The following is a 23,300-nucleotide window of genomic DNA, read 5'->3' as shown; positions in this document are numbered from 1 at the left end:
ACATGGCTAGGGTTTCTTTTTACTGTGACGATCAATCACCTGGAGACAGTCTTGATGTGTCCGGCGTCGGGTGTGAAGTCTTGCCCAAACGTGCGCTCCACCAGCATCATAGGAACGGGGAGTTCGAAATTTGGCTCATAACGGTGAAAACTTTGGTCGCTGTCATCCAGCAGGCGGGGCCGCGGCCAGTGATCCTCACCCCCGCAGCCGGCCGACTTCCACGCCCACGGCGACGCCCTCCCGCGCCGGGCAATAACGGCGTGGTCCCACCCCTCTGAACCGCCACCCACCGCACGCCCGTGTACCGCACCTGCATCTACTGCACGGCCGATCTGGGCCAGAACGAGGCCGTCGAGGGGTTCCCCGTCGGGCGCACGATCGCGTTCGATGCGGCGCGCGGGCGGCTGTGGGCCGTCTGCCCGAAGTGCGCGCGCTGGAACCTGGCGCCGCTGGAGGAGCGCTGGGAGCCGGTGGAGGCGGCGGAGCGATCCTTTGTGGATGCGCGGCTGCGCGTGCAGTCTGAGAACGTGGGGCTGGCGCGCCTTTCCGACGGTACGCAGCTGATCCGCGTGGGCAGGGCGCTCGCGGGCGAGGTCGCGGCGTGGAGGTATGGCCGCGAGCTCCAGCGCCGGCGCTGGACGAACACGGCGGCCTCGCTGGTGGTGCACGCGGCCGGGCTCGCCGCTCCCTGGGTGTACCTGGGCGTCATGGGGGCGCAAGTGGCAAGGGGGCTCCAGGTGGTGCACCGGATCCCGGCCGAGCGCTCCCCGGCCGGCCAGCCCATCATCATCCGCCGCAGCGATCTCTCCCGCTCCTGGCTCCAGCCGGACGACGACGGCGACCTCGCGCTCCACATCCCGGGCATCCTTCCCGCCGAGCGCGACGGCAAGCACTGGCACGTCCCCTCGCTCCTCCTTCGCGGCGAGAACGCGCGGCGCGTGCTCTCCCGCGCCGTCCTGGACGCGAACTCGAGCGGCGCATCCGCGTCCAGGGTGGAGCAATCGCTGGGAAAGCTGACGGAGACCGGCTCGTCCGAAGAGTACCTGCGCACGACCGCGGCCCGGCTGGTTGGTCTGAACGTCCCCGATTTCGGCTTCCGCCGCCGGAAACTGCGCGAGGTCGCCGGCTGGCTGCGCGGAGAGCGGCGCGACCGGCCCTTCAACGCGAAGAAGCTGGACGCTCCCGGCTCCCTGGCGCTGGAGATGGCCCTTCACGAAGAGCAGGAGCGCCGCGCGCTGGAGGGCGAGCTGCACGCCCTGAAAGCCGCCTGGCGCGAGGCCGAAGAGATCGCCGCCATCGCGGATGGGCTGGCGGTGTAAGGGCCCTCACGTTTATCGGGCCACGGAGCGGAGCCTTATCTTGCAAAGCGGGCAAGATGCCGCGATAGTTGAGCAGGTTTGCCAACTAGGAGGGGCGATGGCGGTGATGACGTATATGGAAATGCTCGGGGGCTCTGCCGTGGTCGGCACCAGGGTGAAGACGCCGCTCGAGTGGGTGGGGGTTCTCGAAAGCGGCTTCCCGACGCAGAGTGTCGATGCGGTGATCGAGGCGGGTGTCCTCAGCCGTGAGGAGGCGGAGGACCTCGTCATCCCGCGCCGCACCCTGTCGCACAGGAAGCAGCGGGAGCAGCACCTGACGCTGGAGGAATCGGACCGTCTGGCGCGGATCGTCCGGGTCAGCGCGCGCGCATTCGAGACTTTTGGAGATGAGGACGACGCTCGGGGGTGGCTGCGGGACCCGAACGGGGCACTGGGCGGTGCGACGCCGCTCTCACTGCTGCGCACGGGCGAGGGGGCCGTGCTCGTGGAGCAGATCCTGGGACGGATCGATCACGGCATCTTTACCTGATGCCCGCTCGGTCGTATCGGATCGCACGCTCCCCGTACGGCGACCTGAGCGGTGAGGGCGCTCGGCTCTACGGCGGACGGTGGAATCGTCCGGGACTCCCGGCGGTGTACACCGCGAGCAGCCGAGCCCTGTCGGTCCTGGAAATGCTGGTTCACCTTCAGCCGCGGCGCGTACCACGCGATCCCCAGCTCTTCACGGTTGAGATACCGGACGACATCCCAAGCGAGACTCTCGCCGCTGACACCTTCCCGGCCGACTGGAGGGCGATCGGATCGTCGTTCTGCCTGGACGCCGGTGACGAGTGGCTGCGCGGGATGAATGAGGCGGTGCTCTGGGTGCCGTCCGCCGTCGTGCCAGACGAGTACAACGCGATCCTCAACCCGAACCACCCTGACGCGGCGCGCATTCGGGTCGTGCACCGGCAGCCGTTCGAGTTCGATCCGCGGCTCATGTCGCTTGGTGGCGTGAGTCTGGGCGACAACTGAGACGGGTGAGTATTGGCTGCTATCAGACGGAGCCCCCGCGTGCATCTCGCGGCGGCTTCCGTGCACTTCCGGGGCTGCTCAGCGCGGTCCGGTGAGCGGGCCCAAGGGGAACGGCTCGGACACGCGCATCCCGTGTGGAACCTCCGTCCTTGCCGCGCGCTCGGGGGTGGAGGGGCCGGTACGCAGGCCGTAGACGATTACACGGTAGGTGCCCTCCTCGATGTGCTCCCCCACGCCGATTCCCGCCTGGAACGTGCGGGTCTCGCCCGGCGGGATCACGATCGGCGGAGAGTGGCAGGCGTCGGTGGCCACGATCCAGGCGCTGGTCCAAACACCCTCAGGGCGATGCTCCAGCCCCCAGGGGAACGCGCCATTGCAGTTGTCCAGGTAGAGCGGATGGCCGGCCGGGGCGCTCAGCCGGATGCGCAGCGTCCGCTCGTCGGGCCGGTTCAACACCGTTACGAACGACGCAGGGCGTGGCTCTGCCGCCCGCGGCGCTTCGACCGTTGCGGGGCCCCTCCGCGGCTGATCGCAGGCGGCCGCCGCCAGCAGAAGTGCGATGCCGTGCTGCACAAGCGTGAACGGCGACGGCCTCGGCCACATCCCCATCACGTCGCGAGACCGGGGAAGCCGGGCGACCGCGCCTCCTCCCATGCGATCCGGCGCTCCATGGATCGCTTGTACCCGTCCGGCATCGGCGGATTCCTCACTGCTTCAGGGGCAAAGGCACCCACTTCCTTGTGCTCGGCGCTGTGCGTCGGCGCCCTGGGGAGCAGGAACATGATAACCGGGGTACGGGCTCTCGCAACCGGTGGGATGTCAGACGCTGCACCTCACGTTCGTCATATCTCGCCGGCGCGGCATATCCGATGCGAGCCCGCGTGCCCGGAACCTGGATGATGAACGTCACGCACCCACGCACTTAGCGTAACTCGATGCCACCCACCAAACCGATCCGCACCTGGCACACACGGCGACTCCTCGCGCTGCTGGCGCTGCAATGCCTGTTCGTGGCGCCAGCCTCGGCGCAGTCGGGCGCATCGTCCACGCCGGAGGCACGCGTGGTGGAGGCGGTATGCCACAAGCAGATCGTCGTGCTGGGGGAGCTGCCCAGCCACGGCGAGGCGCGCGGGTTCCAGGCAAAGGCGCGCATCGCGCAGCGGCTGATCGAGCGGTGCGGCTTCGACGCGGTGCTCTTTGAAGCAGCCATCTACGACTTCATCGGCTTACAGCAGGCGGCGGCGCAGCGCCGGGCCACGCCGCTGCAGGTCGACAATGCGATCGGCCGCTTCTGGTGGACGCGCGAGCTGGCGGACTGGCGCCGGTGGATGTTCCGGCGCGCGGCCGCGGGCACGCTGGTGCTGGGCGGTCTGGACGACCAGGTGAGCGCGACGTCGGAGTACGCACGCGCCACGCTGCCGGGCCTGGTGGCCGCATCGTCAGGCGCCGAGTGCGAGCAGGCGGTCACCAGGAACCTGTACTGGCGCTACGACGCGGCGCACCCGTTCGACGAGCCGGAGCGCGTGCGCCTCCACCGCTGCGCGCGCGCCGCCGCGGACGCCCTCGCCATGCGCCGCACCGGCACGCCCGAGCAGGTGATGGCCGAGAACCTGGCCGGCTACTTCCACCGCCAGCTCGCCCCGGCCGAAGCGCGCAACCGTGACGAGGTGATGTACCGCAACTTCGTCTGGCAGAGCGGGCGCATGCCCCGCGGCAGCAAGTGGATCGTCTGGACGGCGACGGTGCACGCGGCACGCCGGCAGGGGAGCCTGACCCACAAGCCGCTCGGCGCCTGGCTGGCCGAGCGGTGGGGCGATCGCGTTGCCGTCATCGGCTTCAGCGCGCTCGCGGGGCGGTCGTCCAGGGCGCGAATGCCCAGCGAGGCGCTTCCGGAGGCGCCGCCGGGCTCGTTGGAAGCCCGTGCGCTCGGCACGCGCGCTGCCTCGGCCTATCTCGACCGGCGAGCGCTGCGCCGGATCGGCAGCGCACCGTCGCGGCTCTTTGGCGGGTTCACGTCGGCCGACTGGTCCACCCACTTCGACGGGGTGGTCGTTTTTCGCGAAGAGGTCGCCCCCGTGTTCGAGTTCTCACCGTAACTCCCGGCTCGGCAAACCTCCGGACTCCGTACGCGGCGGCGGGCTCCCGCCGTGCGCTGGATGGACCAATCTGGTGCAAGAGCTTCCAAACCGGTGCAGGGGCCGCGGCGCGTGCGGTTCGTCCGCATACGGCGCAACCAGATGCGATGCAGGCGGTTGACGAACCCGCGGACGCCAGCCGTTTGCGGGCCTCCCGTGTGCACGTGAGGGCACCACCCCAACACAGCCGTGCCCCCGGGGGAACCCGTCACCCGTACGGAGCCCATGCGAAACGTGCGTACCCTGGCAGTCGTCCTCAGCGCCGCAGCGGCACTGGCCGCCTGCGATGCCCCAACCCGCTCGGCCAGGACCGAGCAGCCGGCGGAGGCCACCGCCGGCCGGCTCGACCCCATGTTCGCGCGCGCCGCGAGCGAGTTCACGGTCCCGGTGGAGCTGCTCAAGGCGGTCGCCTTCACCGAGACCGGCTGGCAGTTCGCCCGCGGCGAGCACAGCGACCTGGAGGGGATGCCGGCCGCGTACGGCATCTTCGCGCTTCGCGGCGAGCGGCTGGAGCGCGGCGCCCAGCTCGCCGGGGTGACCCTGGAGGCGGCGCAGACGGACGTGGAGTCCAGCATCCGCGCCGGCGCGGCGCTGCTGCGCGCCGAAGGCGAGGCGCTGCGCGTGGCCGGCTCCGACCTGGGCGCCTGGGCGCCGGCGGTGGCGAGCTTCAGCGGCATCTCGAACAACGAGGCCCAGGCGGAGTACGTGCACAGCGGCGTCTTCCGCGCCCTGCGCGAGGGCGTGACCGACGTGCCGCACGCCACCCTGGCCGCGCGCCCCGGCGTGCGCGCCGCGCTGGCCCCGCCGATCGGCGGCCCGCGCCTCACCACCGAGTACGGCCCGGCCATCTGGAGCGCGTCGCCCAACTACACGGCGGGCCGCTCCTACTCGCTCGCGCTGGTGGTGATCCACACCTGCGCCGGCAACTACAGCGGCTGCTGGAGCTGGTTGACGAACCCGTCGTCCGGCGTGTCCGCGCACTACGTGGTGGGCCAGACGGACATCGGCGGCGGCGTGACCGAGGTGCGCCAGCTGGTGGACGAGGACAACACCGCCTGGCACGTGGGCAAGTACTGGCAGGGCTACCCCACCAACCCGCGTTCGGTGGGCATCGAGCACGGCGGCTTCTCGTACGGCAGCAACGGCTACGGCCCGTGGCCGGCGGTGCAGTACAACACCTCGGTCAAGCTGACCTGCGACGTCGTCAAGAGCCGCGGCATCATCCGTGACCGCGACCACATCATCGGCCACTACCAGCCGGACCCGGTGAACCGCGCGCACGACCCCGGCCAGGGCTTCCCCTGGGCGGACTACATGAGCAAGATCAACACGTGCGTGAGCGGCTCCACGGGCGGCACGGCCATCGTCGTGGACAGCCACGCCGGCACGAGCGGCACCACGGCCCGCTTCTCGGCATCGTCCAACTGGATCTCGTCCGCGGGTACGGCCGGCTACTACGGCTCGGGCTACTACTACGCGAGCACCGCCGCGATCAGCGATGCGGCGAACTTCGAGTTCTACCTGCCGGCGGCGGCCACCAAGGCCGTGTCCGCGTGGTGGACCTCGGGCACCAACCGCTCGGCGAGCGCGCCGTTCATCATGTACAACGCCAGCGGCACGGAAGTCGGGCGGCGCTCGGCGAACCAGCAGGCGGGCGGCGGCGCCTGGCAGTCGCTGGGCAGCTACTCCTTCTCGGCCGGCTGGAACCGGGTCTCGCTTTCCCGCTGGACCACCGAGGGGTACGTGGTGATCGCGGACGCGGTGAAGGTCGAGTAGCAAGGCAGACGAGCGGCCGGCCCGGGCTGTCCGGGCCGGCCGCGCAGTTCCATCGATACACAACGCGGGACGACCCTCTCCTCGACGTGCCGGGGGTCCCGCGAAGTCCTCTCACGAACGCCGAATGCCCAACCTCTCCCGACCCCTCGCGTTCTGCGCCCTGGTGCTGGGCGCCGCGGGATGCGGTGCCGACGCCGGGGCCGTACCCGGCCAGCCCGCCGCGCCGCCGCCCGCCGCCCTGCTCCCCGCCGATCCAGGGGACACGCTCTCGCTGGCCGAGCGCGACTCCATCGCGGGGCGCATCGCCTTCATCGCCGAGCGCGACGGGAACAAGGAGCTGTATTCCGTGCGCCCCACGGGCGGCGGCGAGCGGCGCCTGACCCAGCGCGCGGAGCAGGACTTCCCCGGCCCCGTCCGCCCGGACGGCTCAGAGCTCCTGGTGATCTCGCTGGAGGGGGATGGACCGACCCGCGTGGAGCGCTTCTGGGTGGCGCCGGGCGGCAGCGGTCCGCTTCGCCCGCTGGGCCCGCGTGGCGCGCTGATGCGCAATCCGAGCTGGGGGCCGGGCGGCGAGTGGCTGGTCTACGAGAGCAACACGCGCGACGGCTACCGTGACATCTACCGCCTGGACCGGGCCACGGGGCGGGTGCGTCCGCTCACGAACGATCCGGAGGGCAACTTCCGGCCGGTCGTCTCGCCGCGTGGCGACTGGGTGGTCTTCGGCTCCAGCCGCGACAGCGTGTCGGAGCTCTACCGCATGCGCCCCGACGGAAGCGCGCAGGAGCGCATCACCCGCACCCCGCGCGACGAGTGGGCGGTGCGCTGGTCGTCGGACGGCGGGCTGCTCGCCTTCCTGAGCGACCGCGACGGCAGCGACCGCGTGTACCTGAGCTACCCGGACGGCCGCGAGCCACGCCGCCTCTCCGAAGAGCCTGTGGACCCGCACGTGATGGAAGACGTCCCCGCGTGGGCGCCGCGCGGCTTCGGGATCGCGTGGGTGCGCCGAACGCGCAACGAGCCGTCGCGCATCCTGATCCGCGACGTCACCAACGGCTTCCGCGGCGAGGTACGCGCCCGCGGCCTGGGCTCGCTGGACGATCCCACCTGGTCACCCGACGGCCGCTACCTCGCGTTCACCCTCACCCGCGGCGACACCGCCCAGGTCTACGTCGCCCGCGCCGACGGCACCCGCCCCACCCGCGTCACCCACGCGCGCGGTCCCAACTGGTATCCGGTGTGGCTGTCTGAGCGCCCGGCCGCGGAGGAAGACGCGCGCTCGACGAGGTGACCCGGGAAGCGGTTCATCAATCTCCGAAGACGGCGGCCCGGATCACTCCGGGCCGCCGTTTGACTTCGTCCATGCTTCGGCGGCGTGTGCAGGCGCCACGCGCGGGGGTTTGCAACCTCAGCCGAACTGTGCCCTCCAGGACCGAGGAGTCAACTTGGCCAGCGCCGCGAAGTACGCGACGTTCGGATCCTCCGGCAAAGAAGGTTCATCCTGGAAGAGCTGATGCATATGCGCCGCGAGCACCGAACTGATCGCGTGAAGCGCATCGTGCCGGTCGAGTCCCATTTTCATGAGCCGGGCGAGAGTAGCCGCCACGGGAATCTCGGACCCGAGCGCAACCTGGTTCTCGACGATCACGTGGAAAACCGCATGGGCGGTTGCATTCGGCAGGCGAACACGCGCCTTGCGGTGGTACTCTTCGACCAGACGAATGCGCTCGTGCTCGTCCAGCGCGAGCCACCACTCCGGGTCTAGCGACCGGTCGGGATCGTATCGGAACTGAGCCATGGGACGAGTTGGTTGCGTGACAAAGGGAAGGCGCGGGGTGAGCGGCGGGATCGATTCCAGGGCTGGTGGCAGTCGCAGTGCGCCGGACCCGTTCCGAAAGCGGGGTTGCGAATGCGTGAGCCTTCGCTACACCCTACATGCAGGAGTCGTTGGACTTCTCATCTCACCCGCTACAATGGCCTGCAAGGGTGTGTCATGACCAGGCATCGCATCTACACTACGAGTTTCGCGAGCGTCTATCCCCATTATATCGCAAAGGCGGAGAAAAAAGGGCGTACGAAAGCGGAAGTCGATGAAATCATCCGCTGGCTGACAGGATACCGCCAGGACGAGCTGGAGGCCCGGCTCGAACAGCGAACGGACTTCGAGACCTTCTTCGCGGAAGCGTCTCGACTGAATCCGTCGCGCGCCTTGATAAAGGGCGTGGTCTGCGGCGTCCGGGTGGAGGCTGTCGAAGAACCCATCATGAGAGAAATCCGCTATCTGGACAAGCTGATCGATGAACTGGCAAAGGGCAAAGCAATGGAGAAGATCCTGCGGAAACCATAGGCGGGAAAGTAGGGAAGCACCGCGCGAACTCCGTGGCGCGGGACTGAGCCGTCGAAGCCTGGCTCCAACCAGTGGCTCTGCTCGTGCGCCGTTGCGTGCTTACTCTCCCGTTGGTGGTGGATACTTGTACTTCTGCCGCCGCCTTTGACCACGCCGTGGCGGTCGTTCGGTGCGCTCTGGCGCCCGCAACTCAACGAGCGCGGGCTCACTCCACTCGCTCATCCCGGAGATGAGGGACGGGATTTCAGCAATTGCTTCTGCCGGCCCTTCCACGTCCCACATCTCGATACAGCAGCCACAGCCCTTGTTCTCAGAACAGTAGGTCAGCCGCGCGCGCCAGCGCGAGAACCACGCTTCTGCCGCGGCCACCTCATCCTCAACGTCCACGGCCGCGATGATGGTCGCCCGCCTCAATTCCGTCATCTGCCCAGGTCCAGGGTGTAGCCGCTCTGGATGCCTATGCTCAGTAGCGATCCTTCCACGACTCGTAAGCCTCCCGGGCAGCCTCGACCGTCCATTCAGGCAGGCCGCGGGCCGGTATGCGCCGGGAGTTCAGCTCCCGGACGAGCTGGGCGAGTGAGACGCCGTCGTACTTGATCCGCTGTACCAGGGTGTAGGCCACCTTCACCTCCTTGCGATCCGCCTCCAACGAGCCGCCGGCGCGGCGCTGGCCCCAGGGCGGATCGAAGATTCGTCCGGCGGAAGCATCCCTTTCTTGCGGCAGCAGATCGCCCACCAGATTCGACAGGTAGTCACCGAAATCCGTGGCGATCGGCGTAGCGCGACCGCTTCCCAGCGCACGATCGCGGGCTCGGCGCCGTCCGCGGACGGAACGAACCCGACGGGATCTCCTTCCACTCCGTCGATCTCGATGACCACGGCTGTAGCGGGAACCACTCCCTCGTCGCGCCACCGCACCGACTCCTCGACCACGGGAAACACTCCCGCGGCGCCGGCTCCGAATACCTCGACTGGCGGCACGTCGAGCGCTCCCAGCACCTCGAGAAAACGCCGGTAGCTGCGCGGGAAGCTCACCTGCAGGCGGTGCTCCGCTTCGGCGATCTCGTCGGCGCTCACGGGCTCGCCTGCCGAGACGTCATCGGACACGGAGGTCCGAAGGCGGTTAAGCAGGTCCTCGTACTGAATCATCATGTGTGGCGCGGGAAGACGCGAGCGGGAGATGACGGATATCGCGCATGAGGCTGGTGCCAGCCCATCGTGCGCCTGCGGCGAGCGCTATCCAGGCGAACCTGACGCGGCGTTATGCAGCGTGCGTCGCTGGATGCCACGTGGCAGCGCGCATGCGCAGCAGCCAAACACACCAGAGCGTGGCACCGCCCGCACGACGCGCGAACCGCCTCTCATTTAAATTCGAGCAGAAATTGCCTGTCGAAGTTCATGCGTTGCAGAATCCGGCGAGCGAGCTTGATCTCGTCTTCCTCCACGGCAGACACATCGAGCGTATAGCTCGCACCCGTCGCGTATACCTCTACACACGGAGGGACAAACCGGATTCGTTCCAGGAAGGCGTCGTCGCACGGCGGAAACCCGTCGTAGGAAACGCTCACCCCGCGTTCGTACGGTGGCAGCAAGACTTCGTACTTCGGAGTGCGGAGCAGAGTCAAACTGTGGACTTCGTGCTGCCCGGCAGAGATGGCGAACGAAACGATGAGGTCGCCGCCGTCCTCCAGGGTGACGAAGCTCACCTGCTTTGCGCGTTGCTCGTTTTCCATTTGTCTACCCCGTGAGTAGCAGAAATACACGAAGCTGGAACGCGAAGGGGCGATAGCCCGACCTGACCGTCGCCGCGCGTCCAGCGCGCCGGCTGCAGCCAGTCGTCACGCGGATGCCGACCGCACGCGGACGGTAACCTGGACCGTCGGGCGGATCACGGTCGAGATCGTACACGCCTCCTCAGCCGCGCGCGCGATCTCGTCCAGTGCGGCCGGCTCTACCCCGGCCAGCCCTTCCACCACGCCTTCCAGGTGCGAGGCGTCCACCCGGATACGGCCGCCGCCCTTCTCGGCCGTGACGGTCGCCGTCACCCGCACCCTTGTCGCCGTTCCGCCGCGCCGGGCGAGCACGGAACGCAGCCCGATCCCGAAGCAGGTCGCGTGCGCGGCGGCGAGCAGCTCCTCCGGCGTCGTCGCGCCCGCGGGCTCGCCGGCGATGCGCGGAAACGTCGCCCCGGCCTCGAACGTGCCGGAGCCAGCGGCGATTCGACCGGTCCCCCGCGCCACGTCACCAGTCCACTCCAGTACCGCTGAACGAGCGAAGGAAGCCATACGATTGCGTGTGGAGTGAGGGCGTGCAACCCTGCACGAGCGCGTGCTCAAGGCTGAACCAGGCGGTGCAGGTTCCGGTGCTCACGTTCTGGGAAGTCCGACATCCACCGCGCCCGGTATCCGTCGGCTCCGTGCTCGGACCAGAGCCGTTCCAGCTCGGCACTCACCTGCTCGGCGAACCGCCGGACGGAGGTGCGGGCGCGGAACACCACCTTCCCACGTCCGCAAGCGCGGCGATCGTGATCCTCGTGCCACTCTACCGAGACATCCACATCCTCGGGGCCGATCCGTTCCAGCCGGAGGTCGTGCTGGCCCGGCTCCTCCATGAACACGACCCGTTCGACCGGCTCGCTCCTCAACAACGCGAGCGTCTGGAGCGCCAGGTCCCTCAGCGGGTCGGATATGTACGATGCCGGGAAGGATACATTCGTACTGCCTTTGCGGAGGGTGACAGTGGCCCACCCGTGCTCGTGAAGGTCGTACCGCAGGTGCATGCTGGACAGGCAGGCTAGAGGGCCAGCGGGAGCAAGGATACTAGCGCTCGCCTACGAGAAGCGCGCCACCACGTCACCTGCGCGCGCTGCGCCGTGCTGATGATCGCGCACATCTGCGGAGCCGCGCGAGTGCGCAATACGTCAGGTCTGCCCGCTGAGCCGCAGATATTCTGAAATGCGATCCGCGAGGTCGGCCAATCGGTCCAGCTGATCGTCGGCAGGTGCCTCGATGCCATGGAGCTTCAGAAACAGTTCACGGCGGTCCTTTATCCCAACCGGGCTGCGGGAGCTATCGGGGCAGGTTTGTGGCCGAATCGGAAGCAGGAACGAATGTGAGGCGGCTACCGTCCCCGGCAAGCAGGGTGAGCGTCGCCGCATCCATCTTGAAGCGGCGCGTGTTGGCGAGCGCACGGAAGTATCGCGTTTCGAGCGAATCCGGCCCATCGCAGCCGACCAGCGTGCTCTGGAAGTGGCGGAAGCCAAGCTGGTCACCTGGCCCCAGCACGTACGCCATCCCATAGCCGTTGCAGAAGCTCCATCCCCCTGCCTGCAGCGATCTGGAGTCTCCCGTCATGTCCGCGGCTGACTCTGAGGTAAAGCGGAGCGTCGGCCGGCTGCCGGGACCCGGATGCCTGCCCGGTCGTACTATGCCGGTTTTGCGAGAGACGGGGATGTCCTGATCGCCCAGCCGCGTGAGCTCCCACGTGCGGCCGAGCTGGGCGCGAAAGGTGGCCTCAGGAGTCGTCCTCGCTGTATCCGCTGGAACTTCCTCGCGCCTGGAAGGCGAGCGCTGTTCTGCGCATGCAGCCCCGCCTACGACGAAGACGGCCGTCGCGAGAACGCCAACGCAAATCCGGCGATGGACGCACATGGTCAGCACAAGATAATCCTGGTAGCAGGAGCTGGCCGAACACCAGGGCTGCGTTACGCCGGCCCCATCAGAACGCTCCACACCCCGTCGATGTGGCGCGGATATGATCCACCGCCTTCGAGCCCATGCACCCATGGCGAGACCCGCTACTACAAGCAGGGCCATCGCTCCTCCCATCCACCAGGGCCGAACAGGATGCAGCTCACCGACCGTGAACCCCGCTCCCTCTCCAGGCGCGGAGCCGCGGCAAATCCGGAACGGCAGTGCGACGCCATGGAGCAGAAGGAAGAAACCCGAGGTCCAGGGAATTACGTTGATTGCCGCAAAGATCAGAGCCGCGACCGCACCCTCGATCTGAAACGGTACGTCCGAGGACATCGCGTCGAGCGTCTGCCGCAGCGGTGAGGAACCGACTTCGAACGTCCGGGTTGCGAAAGGTCCAGGTAAGGGACGGTTGGTGGTGGTTGCGCAGAAGCAGCCCGACGTTGCGCGATAGTATGCAATGACGAACGCTGCTTGCATCGCCAACGCCAATGCTAATGCCGTGGTGAGGAGGTGGCGCTGCTTCATGGGCCAAATACGAAGAAGTGGCGCGGGGTCAGGAGCCACCCAGATGCTGTGCCAGCCACCGCTCCGCGCGCTCCCGCTCTAACCTGGCATCTCGGGGTGCGCGCAAGAGATATCGGCTGTACGCCTCCTTCGCGGCGGATGTGTCGCCGGCGCGCTCAAGGGCGGCGCCAAGGAGGAGGTCGACCGCGGCGTAGTATGGCTCCAGGCGGCTGGCGCTGCGCAACGCGCTCACCGCCTCGGCTGACTTGCCGGCCAGCAGCAACGCTGCCCCGAGCCGGTACTGCAGGTAGCCGTCATCTGGCGCGATCTCCGCCGCCTGCTCCAGCTCATCGACGGCCTCGGCGAAGCGCCCTTCTTCGAGCGCCATCTCACCCAGCTGCACCCGTGCCGGGTAGAACGCCAGGTTTTCCAGCAGGGCCCGCTGCATCGCCGCCGCGGCTTCAGCCTTGTTGTTGCGGGCACGGTGCAGGAGCCCGAGGGCGTACTCGATCATCTCCTTGGACTCGTCGGGGCGCACGAGGCGCCGGGTCTCCTCCCTGCGGGCACGTGCCAGCAGCGAGTCCAGGTGGAGGGTGGCTTCGGGGAACCGGCTCGCGGAGACATTCGCCAGCACGGCCCAGTACGCGAACCGCGGGTTGCGGTTCGCGATGCGGCCGAACTCCTCGGCAGCGCGCGCAAAGTTCCCCGCACCGTACGCGATCCACGCCTGCGTGACTCGATCGCCGCCCCAGCGCCCCGGCAGCTGGTCGATCAGCAACAGGTCCAGGCCCCGGTGCACGAAAGGGTTGCGCCGGTAGGCGTGCCAGCGCAGCGAATCCGCGCGCAGCACCTCGCTGCGCCTGAGCACGCGCGGGTCGTCATCCAGGTAGCGTTCCCAGCGTCCGAGGTCGTGCAGGTGAAATACGGCCCATCTCGCGTACAGGGGCTCGGCTCGGGAGGGGTCGAGCCGGGACGCCCAGTAGAATGCTGCCTCCGCTCGCGAAGGCATGCCGGGCATGTGACGCATCCCCAGGTCGAAGTAGGATTCCCATGAGTTGGGATCCGCGCCCCGGGGAAGCGCGGGGCGCTCCGGCAGCCGCTCCTGGGCTGAAACCGGAGCGACGGTGAGCGCCAGCAGCAGGAGCTTCCAGCGAATGCCGATCATGAACTCTGCTCTTGTGGAGGTAGTCGCCGAACGGACGCCATCGGTGCGGTGCTCACCCAGCGGATGTAGTCAACGGCTCATGGGAGAGTCACCGGAATGCGGGAGCACTCACGTTGCATCAGCCGTGCTCTGCGCCCGAAGACGCCGGCTCTCGCCAACCAATCGTGTCAGGCAGGGGTGCCGAAGCGCATCGCCGCCTGCAACCGCGCCTTCCGTGACTCCTCCTCGCGGTTCCGCGGCGAGGACTTCGTCTCGATGGAGTCGATGAGTCGCCGAGCGCTCACCGTGATCTCCTCCACCGCCCGATTGAAGGCCTCTTCGTTCGCCCGTGAAGGGTGGGTTGTCCCGCTCACTTTCCGGACGAACTGAAGTGCGGCGGCGCGCACCTCATCATCGGTCGCGGCTGGCTCGAAGTTGGCCAGAGTCTTGATGTTTCGGCACATGAAATCCTCGCTCTGGTTTCCCGCGCGGCGGCGACTATGCCGCAAAGTCTTACCTGCAGCGCTCACTTCCCCTGGGGAATCAGCTCGGTCCAGCAGTCCCGTTGCCGCGTGAACCGACATACGCGCAGATGCTCCGGAACACCTCACGACGGTTTTCCGAGATCCGCTCCCACCGTCCTGTTCCGGGCCATGATCTCAGAACGGTGCTGCCCAGCTTCATCTCCGTGGAACCGGTCCGTTCGCGTCGACCGGCGCAGTCGTATTCGGCGAGCCCTTCGACACGATCGAACCGCTCTCCCCCAGGGTTCGTATATGCAGGCATGCGCACGCGGTACCGCAGTCCGAATGTGCCATTCGCTCCCGGAACCACTGAACGCGCATCGACCTCATGCGACGCATCGGAAACGCGCCAGACGGTTACCCAATCGCGCCCCGGTTCTGACTCCGGGCTGGGCGTGCCGAGAGGCTGCCGGTGCTCGACCTGTGCGGGTGCACAGGCCGACAGCATCGCGGCGAACAGGTAGACAGGGTACCAGCGACGGGTTGCATGCATCGGAGTAGGACCCGGTTACGTAGGTCGCGAAACAGGTAGCGCGCTTGCCCGCCAGGGCCGGCGGTGAGTCGCCGAACGACACAAGGGTCACGGGTGCGGGGCCGGCGCGCAAGGCTCGCGCCGGGCTGAAGACATGCGCGGTCCCGTATCCGCTGCAGCCGGCTGACCGGGACTAGGGAATTGTGCCGTCACTCCGGCCGGTTGTCAGCCTGCAACGACTGGTTCGGCGGCGCCGGCCGCAGGTACAACAGATACAAGGCTGCAAGGAAACCGTACGCCATTGCGAAACCGCTGAATAGCCGGGACTCGTAGCCGCGAAGTCTCCAGTATTCCGCGGCCGTGACAAAGCGCACGATTCGGCCATGGTCGGAGAGGGCGTATGTATCTCCCACGCGTTCCGGTGCTGCACCCTCCAGCAGCCAGCCAACGATGAAGAAGTTGGCCGTCGCATAGAAGAAAGCGGCAAGCCCCAGCATCCCGGCCCACCGCGGCAGGTGACCAGGTGCCTTTCCCACATCCTCACGGAAGGCGTGTACCGCTGCCCATATGGAGATCGCCGCACCCAGGCAGAGCGGGATGGCGAGATGGACGCCGCCCGCCCGTCCAACGGCGGCCGGCATGATGAATGACGCCACATGAAGGATCAGGCTGATCGCGGAACAGCTTAGAGCCGCCTTTCCCCAGGAATTCATCTTCTTTGGTCGTGACAGCTCACGGGAGTCGGGCTTCACCCGCGTTCTGCTGCGGAGCGCCAGCCCGGTAACCGGGACATGTCCGGGTACGGACCACAAACACGACAGGATTCACCCCTCGCCGCCGAACGATCAAGCTCAGGCGCGTGCGGCCTGGCGAAAGGCTTACTCTGGAACGACGCCCAGCCGCACGTCACCCGCAGCGCCCCCTTCGGCGCGGCTGCCCACCCGGAAGTACACACAGTCACCTGACGTGATGCTCGGGACACGTCTTTGAGGAGGCCTGGGCTCGGCTTTCTGGTGCTCCAAGCCGCCTTGCGTCCATACTAACGTTTCCTTGTGCCGCGCAGAAAACCATCTACCTTGCGATGGGCGGACCCACGTTTCTTGCCTTTCTTTGTCCACTCGATCACGCCAGGCCACGCATAATTCTGACGATCGACGACGCTCATGGCGGGTGGGGAAGGTCGCCGCAGGCGTGGCGGCAGGCAGAACGATGAGGGGCCGGGCGCATCCATTTCGCGGATCCATCAACCCACCATGAGGAGGACGCAATGGCACTCGAGCAGCGCTTCACCCGCCAGGGGTCCAGGCTCCTGTACCGCGGCGCCCCGGCGTGCCTGGCCGGCATCTACCCGCGCCGGAGCGATACGGCGGGCATCGAGGCCCTGAGCGTGGACACCGCCCCGCCGCTGGACGAGCTGCGCGCCCGGAAGAACAACTACTTCCGCTTTCCCATGCTGCCGTACTGGCTCTACGACCGGCCCGGCTTCGCGTACAGCCCGTACTTTCGCGACAACAACGGAACGTGGAAGCTGGACTCGTTCAACGCCGACTACTTCCGGCGCCTGCGGACGATGTTGGCGAACGCGGCGGCGCGCGGCTTCGCGGTGCAGATCACGCTCTTCGACGCTACGGGGCTGGAGTACGAGACCGGCGACCTCATGACGCGCTGGCCGAGAAATCCGTGGAACGAGAAGAACAACTACTACAACTTCATCGTGGACGAGAAGACGCCCATCGGCGGCCTTCCCGAGTTCTACCACATTCAGCACAACGCGAAGCAGAAGGAGCTTCAGGCGAAGTACATCCAGCACGTGGTGGCGCTCACCAAGGACTACTGGAACGTCTTCTACGAGATCATGAACGAGCCCGGCGGCGGCGACGCCGTTCGGCGGGACCGGATCTACTGGGCGGACTGGGTGACGGGTGAGATCGACCGCGAGACGCTGGGCGGGCGCCTGATCTTCTACAACGACTTCTCGCTACCGAAATCTTCCGGCGGGCTCGGCGGGGACGTGAACTTCTGGCGCGCCAACAGAGCCGCCTTCCAGAACTACGACCGGCTGGATGGCGTAATCTTCCATCGCAACCCCAACGAGATCGACCCGAGCGCCGAACATTACGCCTTCCGAGGGGAGAAGATCTTCCTGGCGTCGACGGACGCGGTGGGCACCGAGAAGCAGGACGATCCCGTGTTCAACAAGAATGCCGCCCGGCGCGCGGTGGACCTGGGCATGCCGTACCAGGCCGAGACGCTGAAGCTCGCCGTCGCCGACGTGCTGGGGACACTGAACCTCACGGTGCTGATCTGAAGGAGCGGGACGCGGCGGCCAAGCTCCGCTACGGACGCGGAGGCACGCTTGCCTTCCTCCTGCGGCCACAACTACAAATGAAACGGTGGCACGGATCGCTCCGGGCCACCGCTTCTCATCTGGTCCAGCGACCGCTTACCAGATCCTCACGCGTTGCTCCGGCGGCAGGTACATCTTGTCGCCGGGCTGGACGTTGAAGGCGGCGTAGAACTCCGGGATGTTGCGGAGGACGCCGTTGGTGCGGTACTCGCCCGGCGAGTGCGGGTCGGTCATCACCTGCTGCCGCAGCGCGTCCTCGCGCATCAGCGTGCGCCAGATCTGCGCGAAGCCGATGAAGAAGCGCTGGTCGCCCGTGAGGCCGTCGATCACCGGGGCCTCGCGGCCGTTCAGCGACTTCTTGTAGGCGCGGTAAGCCATCGCGATGCCGCTCAGGTCGCCGATGTTCTCGCCCAGGGTGAGGCGGCCGTTGAGGGTGAGGCCCGGCGCCGGGCTGTAGGCGCCGTACTGCGCCACCAGCACGTCCGCACGCTGCTTGAACGCCTCATTGTCCGCCTCGGTCCACCAGTCGCGCAGGTTCCCCTCGCCGTCCGAGCGGCGGCCCTGGTCGTCGAAGCCGTGGCTGATCTCGTGGCCGATCACCGTCCCGATCCCCCCGTAGTTCACCGCGTCGTCGGCGGCCGGGTTGAAGAAGGGAGGCTGCAGGATCGCCGCGGGGAAGACGATCTCGTTCATCGTCGGCGAGTAGTACGCGTTCACCGTCTGCGGGGTCATCCCCCACTCGCCGCGGTCGATGGGCTGGCCCAGGCGGCGGATCATGCGGTTGTGGCCGAACCCGGCGATGCGGCGCAGGTTGCCCGCCAGGTCACCCGGGCGGATCTCGAGCGCCGAGTAGTCACGCCACTGGTCGGGGTAGCCGATCTTGACGTTGAACTTCGCCAGCTTGGCCTGCGCCTGCACCTTGGTCGCCGGGCTCATCCACTCCAGCGAGTCGATGGACGTCTGGAAGGCGGAGCGCAGGTTGGCCACCAGCTCCTGCATCCGCGCGCGGCTCTCGGGGCGGAAGTTGCGCTGCACGTACAGGCGGCCGGCGGCCTCGCCGAGCGCGCCCTCCACCAGGCCCACGCCGCGCTTCCAGCGGGGGCGGTTCGCCTCCAGCCCCTGCAGCGCCCTGCCTCGGTACGCGAACTGGGCGTTGACGAACGGCGAGCTGAGCGCCGATGCGTAGTTGTCGACCAGCTTCACCGTGAGGTACTGGCGCAGCACCGGCACCGGCGTGGCGGCGATGATCTGGTTCATCGCCGTCATGTAGTCCGGCTGGCGCACGACGACGCCCGGCGTGCTCTCCGCGCCGACGGCGCGCAGGAAGCGCGTCCAGGAGAAGCCCGGCATCATGGAGTCGAGCTGGGCGACGGTGCGCAGGTTGTAGCTCGCCTCGCGGTCGCGGCTGCGGGCGCGGTCCCACTGCTTCTCGGCCAGCGCCGTCTCCAGCGCCAGCACGGCGCGGGCGCCGCCGGCGGGGTCGCGATCGCCGGACAGGCGCAGCAGCGTCTCCACGTACGTCTGGTACGCGGCGCGGGCGGCGACGAGCTTGGGGTCCTGCTTCAGGTAGTAGTCGCGGTCCGGAAGCCCCAGCCCGCTCTGCCCGGCCGACGCGATGTAGCGGGTCGCCTGGCGGGCATCCTGCCCCACGCCGAAGCCGAACGGCGTCTGCACGCCGATGCGCTGCAGGTGCGCAAAGAGCTCCGGAAGCGCGGCGCGGTCGCGGAGCGCGGCGATGCGGGCCAGTTCGGGGCGGATCGGCGTGATGCCGGCCGCCTCGATCCGCGCCGAGTCCATGAAGCTGCGGTAGAGGTCGCCCACCTTCTGCGTCTCGGAGCCCGGCTGCGCGTTGCGGGCGGCGGCGGCCTCGTCGATGATGGCGCGGAGAGACTCTTCGCTGCGGTCGCGCAGCTCCACGAAGGAGCCGAAGCTGGAGCGGTCGGCCGGGATCTGCGTGGTCTTGAGCCAGCCGCCGTTGACGTAGCGGAAGAAGTCGTCCTGCGGGCGGACGCTCGTGTCGAAGTTGCGGCGGTCGAAGCCGAGCGCGGGGTTGCCCGCCTGCGCGGCGAGGGTGCCGGCGAGGCTGGTCGCCGCCAGCGCTGCCACGACGCCGGAGCGCCGCAGCAGGCCGAGCTGCCTGGGAGGTGTCATTCGGATTGGTTTGCCCTGGGGGGAAACAAAAGTTCACCGTCGCGACTCGTTACACGCGACGGTGGCGGCGGTTCCTGACAGCGCATCACACAGAGACACAGAGGAAACGGAAAGAAGGAGGAGAGGTTCGTGTGCCCTCTGTGCCTTCTCTTTTTTCCTCTGCGTCTCTGTGTGAAACGCTGTTGTTACCGCGTGGCGGCCGGCTGCGCGGCGGGGGGGCGCGGGCCGGCGTTCTTCACGTAGCGGTCCATCCAGCGGATCATCTCCGCCAGCGTGTGCATCACCGACTCACGGCCCTGGTAGCCGTGCGATTCGTGCGGAAGGACCACGTAGCGCACCGTGGCGCCGTGGCCCTTGAGCGCCGCGTAGAAGCGCTCGCTCTGGATGGGAAAGGTGCCGGAGTTGTTGTCCGCCTCGCCGTGAATCAGCAGGATCGGCTCGTTCACCTTGTTCGCGTAGGTGAATGGGCTCATCCGCGTGTACGTGTCCGTGGCTTCCCAGTAGCTGCGCTGCTCCGCCTGGAAGCCGAACGGCGTCAGCGTGCGGTTGTACGCGCCCGACCGCGCGATGCCGGCGCGGAAGAGGTCGCTGTGGGCCAGCAGGTTGGCGGTCATGAAGGCGCCGTACGAGTGCCCGCCCACGCCGATGCGGTTGCGGTCCGCCACGCCCATCTCCACCACCTTGTCCACCGCGGCCTTTGCGCTGGACACCAGCTGCTCGATGTACGTGTCGTTCGGCTCGGCCCCGTTGGCGCCCACGATGGGCATCGTCGGGTTGTCCAGCACCGCGTAGCCCTGCGTGAGCAGGAAGAGGTGCGAGGTGCCGCCCGGACGCGCGAAGCGGTTGGGCGAGTCGCTCACCTGGCCCGCGCTCGCCGCGTCGCGGAACTCCGTCGGGTACGCCCACATCACCAGGGGGAGCGGACCGTCGCGCCGGGCGTCGTAGCCGGCGGGGAGGTACAGGGTGCCGCTCAGATCCACCCCGTCCGCGCGCTTGTAGGTGATGAGCTGGCGCGTCACGCCCGCGAGCTGCGGCGCCGGGTCGGTGAAGCGCGTCACCGGCTGCGCCGCGCCTCCCGGAATCGTCCGGATGAAGTAGTTCGGCGCCTCCGTCAGCGACTCGCGCCGCGTGAGGATGCGGTTGCCGGAGCGGTCCAGCACCGTGGACACGGTCTCGAAGTGCGGGTCCTCGGCGCGCCACAGGCGGCGGGTGGCGCCGGTCGCGATCTCCATGCGGTCGAGGAAGGGATACAGCCCTTTCGGCGACGCGCCCTGCCCCGCGAGGAAGACCCCGCGGCCGTCCTCCGTCGTCATCACCACCTGGTGCCCGCTCCGGGTGGAGGTGTAGATGGGCGAGCCGGGGTCGCCGTAGCGGTCGTCGTAGGTGCGGTCCGCCAGCTTGCGCGGCGCCGCCGACGGGTTCGCGGGGCTGGCGGCGTAGCGGCGCTCCCAGCGCGTGTTCCACCAGCGAGACGTCACCAGCGCGAAGTCGTTCGTCCCCCAGTCCACGCGTTCGAAGCGCTGGTCCAGGTCCAGCCAGCGCGTCGGCTGCGCGGTGAAGGGGGCATCCAGCAGGAAGAGGCGGTCGCGGACCGCCGCCTGCTTGCGGGGGTCGCCCTCGTCCTGCGCCTCCACCCAGAAGAGGGTGGCCGGCGCGTCCGAGCGCCACTCCACCTGGCGCGGACCGGTGGCCACGGCGTCGAAGGCGGTGGGGAGGTCGTCGGTCAGCGGGACGTCGGCGACGCGCTTCACCTCGCGCCCCGTCATGTCCAGCACCTGGATGCGGGTGGGGAAGCGGCCCGCGGGCGCCACGAAGCTGTACGGCTTCTCGATCCTCGTCACCAGCAGGAAGCGGCCGTCCGGCGACACGCTGGCGTCGCGGATGATCCCCGGCTGCCCCAGACGCGTGGGCGCGCCGCCGGCCACCGGCACCCGCACGAGCTGCGAGGTGGCGTAGTAGTCGAAGAGGCGCTCGTCGTGCGGGGTCTGCAGCAGGTCCTGGTAGGTGCGCCCCGGCGAGGTGCGCCCCAGGTTCTCCTGCACCAGCGGGCCCGAGGGCGCGCGCGGCGCCTGCGGAACCGCGCCGCGCCCGGCCGGCACCTGCCTGGCGATGAAGCCGGAGCCGTCCGGCAGCCACTGGAAGGGCGCGCCGATGGTGGCGTTCAGCGAGGCGGGAAGGATGCGCCGCGCCGTCGCCGAGGCCGCGTCGGCCACCCACAGCTCCATCCCGCCCTCGCCCGCGGCCGCGAAGGCCAGGCGCCCGCCGTCCGGCGACCACTGCGTGAAGCCGATGCGCGTGCCGGCGGGGAGCCGCACCGGCCGCTGCGCCCCGCTGGCGAGGTCCTGGAAGGTGATTCCCGTGATCCACGGCGTGCGCCCGACCGACGGACCGTTGGTGCGCGGCGAGATGCGGAAGCCGGCCAGCCGCAGCTCCGGCTCCGCGAGCTCGGCGATCGCGGGGAGGTTCTGGCGCTCCAGCAGCGCCAGCGTCCTGCGGTCGCGCGACACGCTCACGCCGGGCGTGGGCGGCGCGTTCAGGATCTGCGGGATCGGCGCGGGCGGCGTCAGGTAGCCGGCGCCCGGGGCCGGCTGCTGCGCCGCGGCGGGAGGGGCCAGCGCCAGGAGTGCCGACGCCGCCGAGGCGCGGAGCAGGGGGGTACGGGGTTGCATACGCGTTCTCGCCTGGGGATGGGCGGTTCCGGCGAGCCGCGAAGGCGGCGCGCCAGGGTGCGGATTTGTTAGCATCCCGAAACATCGTGCGCCGCGGCGCGCGGAGCAAGGACCCGGCCGGGCCCTCGCTTCGCACTCGCCGAGGAGTTCACCATCGACGCTGGCGCCGTCGAGCACCGCTACCGCGAGCAGGTCGTCGTAGGGGCGCGATTCATCGCGCCCGCCCTCTCCGCGCCTCGACCCCCGCCCCTCGCACAAATCCGTAGGGGCAGACCCGCGTGTCTGCCCGTGTCCCGCACTTCGCCGCAGCCCGCTTCCAAGGAGCCTTCCCGCAGCACCCCGCCTCCGTAGCCGGCGAAGGCAGGCTGCCCCCAAGCGTTGGGGCGCTACCCAACCTCGGTCGAGCAGCCGGAGCCTTGACTTGGGTGCGGGTCGTGCGCATCGTTCCAAAGAGCTCATGCGCATAAGGGAGGAGCCATGTCACGCGTTACGAAGAACCTGTCGCTTGATCCCGCGGCGGTCGAACGCGGCGAGCGCTACAGTGAACGTCATTCCACGAGCTTGTCCAAGGTGGTGAGCGATTTCCTGTTGCGTCTTCCGCTGGATGAAGCCCCGTCGGAGCTGTCGCCGATTGTTCGCAGGCTGAGGGGGATCGCAAAAGGAGACGTCGACGAGGACGATTATCACCGCCACCTTCTCGAGAAGTACGGGCGATGAAGCTCCTGCTCGACATCAACGTCCTTCTCGACCTGTTTCTTGAAAGGAAACCCTGGGACGTCGAGGCCGCGTTGCTGTTATCCGCGGTCGAGAACGGTCATGCGGAAGCTTACGTCGCGGGGCACACGATCACGACCGTGCATTACATTGTGGCAAAGGCGAAGGACCGGCGAGTGGCCGCTATTGCCGTGACCGATCTGCTGCGCATCGTGCGGGTCGTGCCGGTGGAAGCGCCGGACTTCCACCAGGCCCTTGTGCTTGGGCTAGGTGACTTCGAGGATGCCGTGCAGGTATCGGCGGGATTGAAGATCGGTGCGGATTTCGTGGTGACCCGCAACGAGAAAGACTTTCGCGGCGGTCCACCCGCGCCACGCTCGCCCGGCGAGATTCTGGCTCTCATGTAGCGCCCAGGCGATTCGCGTCCCCTCACAGGCAGATTTACAGCCCCTCCTTCCACCCCGCCCGCCACTCCGCGGCCGGTGCTCCCCC

At 68.3% G+C, this 23,300-nt stretch carries 24 protein-coding genes; 10 read left to right on the top strand and 14 right to left on the bottom strand.

Annotation, left to right across the window (positions count from 1 at the left end; translation table 11 throughout):
• The first annotated feature begins 299 nt into the window (after nucleotides 1-299).
• The 3 genes from VF584_04430 (at nucleotide 300) to VF584_04420 (ending at nucleotide 2,333) form a co-directional block, all read left to right on the top strand.
• Nucleotides 300-1,319 (top strand): hypothetical protein, encoded by a 1,020-nt coding sequence (locus VF584_04430; GenBank protein HEX8209415.1) that lies wholly within the window; start codon nucleotides 300-302, stop codon nucleotides 1,317-1,319.
• Nucleotides 1,320-1,416: 97 nt separating this feature from the next.
• On the top strand, nucleotides 1,417-1,848 hold the full coding sequence (locus VF584_04425; protein ID HEX8209414.1) for an antitoxin Xre/MbcA/ParS toxin-binding domain-containing protein: 432 nt from the start codon (nucleotides 1,417-1,419) through the stop codon (nucleotides 1,846-1,848).
• Nucleotides 1,848-2,333, top strand: coding sequence for an RES family NAD+ phosphorylase (locus tag VF584_04420; GenBank protein ID HEX8209413.1), 486 nt, complete (start codon nucleotides 1,848-1,850; stop codon nucleotides 2,331-2,333). Before VF584_04425 ends, VF584_04420 begins: the two co-directional genes overlap by 1 nt.
• 78 nt (nucleotides 2,334-2,411) lie before the next feature.
• On the opposite strand, the gene VF584_04415 is transcribed toward VF584_04420, so the two are convergent.
• The gene (locus tag VF584_04415; GenBank protein HEX8209412.1) at nucleotides 2,412-2,786 is read right to left on the bottom strand and encodes a hypothetical protein; all 375 of its coding nucleotides are present in this window, start codon (nucleotides 2,784-2,786) and stop codon (nucleotides 2,412-2,414) included.
• 482 nt (nucleotides 2,787-3,268) lie between these two features.
• Between VF584_04415 and VF584_04410 the strand changes: the two genes are divergently transcribed.
• The 3 genes from VF584_04410 (at nucleotide 3,269) to VF584_04400 (ending at nucleotide 7,532) form a co-directional block, all read left to right on the top strand.
• On the top strand, nucleotides 3,269-4,429 hold the full coding sequence (locus tag VF584_04410) for an erythromycin esterase family protein (GenBank protein ID HEX8209411.1): 1,161 nt from the start codon (nucleotides 3,269-3,271) through the stop codon (nucleotides 4,427-4,429).
• Nucleotides 4,430-4,693: 264 nt separating this feature from the next.
• Nucleotides 4,694-6,244: an N-acetylmuramoyl-L-alanine amidase gene (locus VF584_04405; GenBank protein HEX8209410.1), complete on the top strand. Its 1,551-nt coding sequence runs from the start codon at nucleotides 4,694-4,696 to the stop codon at nucleotides 6,242-6,244.
• 124 nt (nucleotides 6,245-6,368) lie between these two features.
• Entirely contained in the window at nucleotides 6,369-7,532 is a 1,164-nt protein-coding gene (locus VF584_04400; GenBank protein HEX8209409.1) for a hypothetical protein, read from the top strand.
• Nucleotides 7,533-7,649: 117 nt separating this feature from the next.
• Here VF584_04400 and VF584_04395 read toward each other — a convergent pair whose 3' ends face one another.
• Nucleotides 7,650-8,039, bottom strand: coding sequence for a hypothetical protein (locus VF584_04395; protein ID HEX8209408.1), 390 nt, complete (start codon nucleotides 8,037-8,039; stop codon nucleotides 7,650-7,652).
• A gap of 195 nt (nucleotides 8,040-8,234) precedes the next feature.
• Here VF584_04395 and VF584_04390 point away from each other — a divergent pair, with 195 nt between their 5' ends.
• On the top strand, nucleotides 8,235-8,588 hold the full coding sequence (locus VF584_04390) for a DUF2200 domain-containing protein (protein ID HEX8209407.1): 354 nt from the start codon (nucleotides 8,235-8,237) through the stop codon (nucleotides 8,586-8,588).
• Between the two features lie 99 nt (nucleotides 8,589-8,687).
• On the opposite strand, the gene VF584_04385 is transcribed toward VF584_04390, so the two are convergent.
• The 10 genes from VF584_04385 to VF584_04340 all read right to left on the bottom strand — a co-directional run bounded on the left by VF584_04385 (nucleotide 8,688) and on the right by VF584_04340 (nucleotide 15,679).
• Entirely contained in the window at nucleotides 8,688-9,011 is a 324-nt protein-coding gene (locus VF584_04385; protein ID HEX8209406.1) for a hypothetical protein, read from the bottom strand.
• Nucleotides 9,012-9,051: 40 nt separating this feature from the next.
• Entirely contained in the window at nucleotides 9,052-9,210 is a 159-nt protein-coding gene (locus VF584_04380; protein HEX8209405.1) for a hypothetical protein, read from the bottom strand.
• A 2-nt stretch (nucleotides 9,211-9,212) separates the two neighbouring features.
• The gene (locus tag VF584_04375) at nucleotides 9,213-9,740 is read right to left on the bottom strand and encodes an SMI1/KNR4 family protein (GenBank protein HEX8209404.1); all 528 of its coding nucleotides are present in this window, start codon (nucleotides 9,738-9,740) and stop codon (nucleotides 9,213-9,215) included.
• A 209-nt stretch (nucleotides 9,741-9,949) separates the two neighbouring features.
• Nucleotides 9,950-10,321, bottom strand: coding sequence for a hypothetical protein (locus VF584_04370; protein HEX8209403.1), 372 nt, complete (start codon nucleotides 10,319-10,321; stop codon nucleotides 9,950-9,952).
• Nucleotides 10,322-10,426: 105 nt separating this feature from the next.
• Complete coding sequence (locus VF584_04365; protein HEX8209402.1) at nucleotides 10,427-10,873, bottom strand: OsmC family peroxiredoxin; 447 nt, start codon at nucleotides 10,871-10,873, stop codon at nucleotides 10,427-10,429.
• Nucleotides 10,874-10,920: 47 nt separating this feature from the next.
• On the bottom strand, nucleotides 10,921-11,367 hold the full coding sequence (locus VF584_04360; GenBank protein ID HEX8209401.1) for a hypothetical protein: 447 nt from the start codon (nucleotides 11,365-11,367) through the stop codon (nucleotides 10,921-10,923).
• A 289-nt stretch (nucleotides 11,368-11,656) separates the two neighbouring features.
• Nucleotides 11,657-12,238: an META domain-containing protein gene (locus tag VF584_04355; protein HEX8209400.1), complete on the bottom strand. Its 582-nt coding sequence runs from the start codon at nucleotides 12,236-12,238 to the stop codon at nucleotides 11,657-11,659.
• A 598-nt stretch (nucleotides 12,239-12,836) separates the two neighbouring features.
• Nucleotides 12,837-13,952 (bottom strand): tetratricopeptide repeat protein, encoded by a 1,116-nt coding sequence (locus VF584_04350; protein HEX8209399.1) that lies wholly within the window; start codon nucleotides 13,950-13,952, stop codon nucleotides 12,837-12,839.
• Nucleotides 13,953-14,119: 167 nt separating this feature from the next.
• Nucleotides 14,120-14,395, bottom strand: coding sequence for a DUF2277 domain-containing protein (locus VF584_04345; GenBank protein ID HEX8209398.1), 276 nt, complete (start codon nucleotides 14,393-14,395; stop codon nucleotides 14,120-14,122).
• A 741-nt stretch (nucleotides 14,396-15,136) separates the two neighbouring features.
• Complete coding sequence (locus tag VF584_04340) at nucleotides 15,137-15,679, bottom strand: hypothetical protein (GenBank protein ID HEX8209397.1); 543 nt, start codon at nucleotides 15,677-15,679, stop codon at nucleotides 15,137-15,139.
• A 515-nt stretch (nucleotides 15,680-16,194) separates the two neighbouring features.
• Here VF584_04340 and VF584_04335 point away from each other — a divergent pair.
• Nucleotides 16,195-17,235, top strand: a complete 1,041-nt coding sequence (locus VF584_04335) for a hypothetical protein (GenBank protein ID HEX8209396.1) — start codon at nucleotides 16,195-16,197, stop codon at nucleotides 17,233-17,235.
• Between the two features lie 135 nt (nucleotides 17,236-17,370).
• On the opposite strand, the gene VF584_04330 is transcribed toward VF584_04335, so the two are convergent.
• Nucleotides 17,371-19,425: a M13-type metalloendopeptidase gene (locus VF584_04330; protein ID HEX8209395.1), complete on the bottom strand. Its 2,055-nt coding sequence runs from the start codon at nucleotides 19,423-19,425 to the stop codon at nucleotides 17,371-17,373.
• A gap of 185 nt (nucleotides 19,426-19,610) precedes the next feature.
• Nucleotides 19,611-22,094 carry a prolyl oligopeptidase family serine peptidase gene (locus VF584_04325; GenBank protein HEX8209394.1) on the bottom strand — a complete coding sequence of 828 codons (2,484 nt, stop codon included), beginning with the start codon at nucleotides 22,092-22,094 and terminating at the stop codon, nucleotides 19,611-19,613.
• A gap of 477 nt (nucleotides 22,095-22,571) precedes the next feature.
• On the opposite strand from VF584_04325, the gene VF584_04320 reads away from it, so the two are divergent.
• Both VF584_04320 and VF584_04315 read left to right on the top strand, forming a co-directional pair.
• Nucleotides 22,572-22,811 carry a DUF6364 family protein gene (locus VF584_04320; GenBank protein HEX8209393.1) on the top strand — a complete coding sequence of 80 codons (240 nt, stop codon included), beginning with the start codon at nucleotides 22,572-22,574 and terminating at the stop codon, nucleotides 22,809-22,811.
• Entirely contained in the window at nucleotides 22,808-23,215 is a 408-nt protein-coding gene (locus VF584_04315; GenBank protein ID HEX8209392.1) for a PIN domain-containing protein, read from the top strand. The genes VF584_04320 and VF584_04315 overlap by 4 nt, the downstream gene beginning before the upstream one ends.
• The last annotated feature ends 85 nt before the right edge of the window (nucleotides 23,216-23,300 follow it).

It is taken from the genome of Longimicrobium sp. (assembly GCA_036389135.1).
Taxonomy (GTDB): Bacteria; Gemmatimonadota; Gemmatimonadetes; order Longimicrobiales; family Longimicrobiaceae; genus Longimicrobium.
Note: the sequence above shows the minus strand (reverse complement) of the source record. Positions and strands in the feature narration are given on the sequence as shown.

Bases quoted from the DNA above. Each gene is read 5' to 3' on its own strand.
- VF584_04425 (HEX8209414.1), top strand. From the start codon at position 1,417: ATGGCGGTGATGACGTATATGGAAATGCTCGGGGGCTCTGCCGTGGTC.
- VF584_04420 (HEX8209413.1), top strand. From the start codon at position 1,848: ATGCCCGCTCGGTCGTATCGGATCGCACGCTCCCCGTACGGCGACCTG.
- VF584_04410 (HEX8209411.1), top strand. From the start codon at position 3,269: ATGCCACCCACCAAACCGATCCGCACCTGGCACACACGGCGACTCCTC.
- VF584_04405 (HEX8209410.1), top strand. From the start codon at position 4,694: ATGCGAAACGTGCGTACCCTGGCAGTCGTCCTCAGCGCCGCAGCGGCA.
- VF584_04400 (HEX8209409.1), top strand. From the start codon at position 6,369: ATGCCCAACCTCTCCCGACCCCTCGCGTTCTGCGCCCTGGTGCTGGGC.
- VF584_04395 (HEX8209408.1), bottom strand. From the start codon at position 8,039: ATGGCTCAGTTCCGATACGATCCCGACCGGTCGCTAGACCCGGAGTGG.
- VF584_04390 (HEX8209407.1), top strand. From the start codon at position 8,235: ATGACCAGGCATCGCATCTACACTACGAGTTTCGCGAGCGTCTATCCC.
- VF584_04385 (HEX8209406.1), bottom strand. From the start codon at position 9,011: ATGACGGAATTGAGGCGGGCGACCATCATCGCGGCCGTGGACGTTGAG.
- VF584_04375 (HEX8209404.1), bottom strand. From the start codon at position 9,740: ATGATGATTCAGTACGAGGACCTGCTTAACCGCCTTCGGACCTCCGTG.
- VF584_04370 (HEX8209403.1), bottom strand. From the start codon at position 10,321: ATGGAAAACGAGCAACGCGCAAAGCAGGTGAGCTTCGTCACCCTGGAG.
- VF584_04365 (HEX8209402.1), bottom strand. From the start codon at position 10,873: ATGGCTTCCTTCGCTCGTTCAGCGGTACTGGAGTGGACTGGTGACGTG.
- VF584_04360 (HEX8209401.1), bottom strand. From the start codon at position 11,367: ATGCACCTGCGGTACGACCTTCACGAGCACGGGTGGGCCACTGTCACC.
- VF584_04355 (HEX8209400.1), bottom strand. From the start codon at position 12,238: ATGTGCGTCCATCGCCGGATTTGCGTTGGCGTTCTCGCGACGGCCGTC.
- VF584_04350 (HEX8209399.1), bottom strand. From the start codon at position 13,952: ATGATCGGCATTCGCTGGAAGCTCCTGCTGCTGGCGCTCACCGTCGCT.
- VF584_04345 (HEX8209398.1), bottom strand. From the start codon at position 14,395: ATGTGCCGAAACATCAAGACTCTGGCCAACTTCGAGCCAGCCGCGACC.
- VF584_04335 (HEX8209396.1), top strand. From the start codon at position 16,195: ATGGCACTCGAGCAGCGCTTCACCCGCCAGGGGTCCAGGCTCCTGTAC.
- VF584_04330 (HEX8209395.1), bottom strand. From the start codon at position 19,425: ATGACACCTCCCAGGCAGCTCGGCCTGCTGCGGCGCTCCGGCGTCGTG.
- VF584_04325 (HEX8209394.1), bottom strand. From the start codon at position 22,094: ATGCAACCCCGTACCCCCCTGCTCCGCGCCTCGGCGGCGTCGGCACTC.
- VF584_04320 (HEX8209393.1), top strand. From the start codon at position 22,572: ATGTCACGCGTTACGAAGAACCTGTCGCTTGATCCCGCGGCGGTCGAA.
- VF584_04315 (HEX8209392.1), top strand. From the start codon at position 22,808: ATGAAGCTCCTGCTCGACATCAACGTCCTTCTCGACCTGTTTCTTGAA.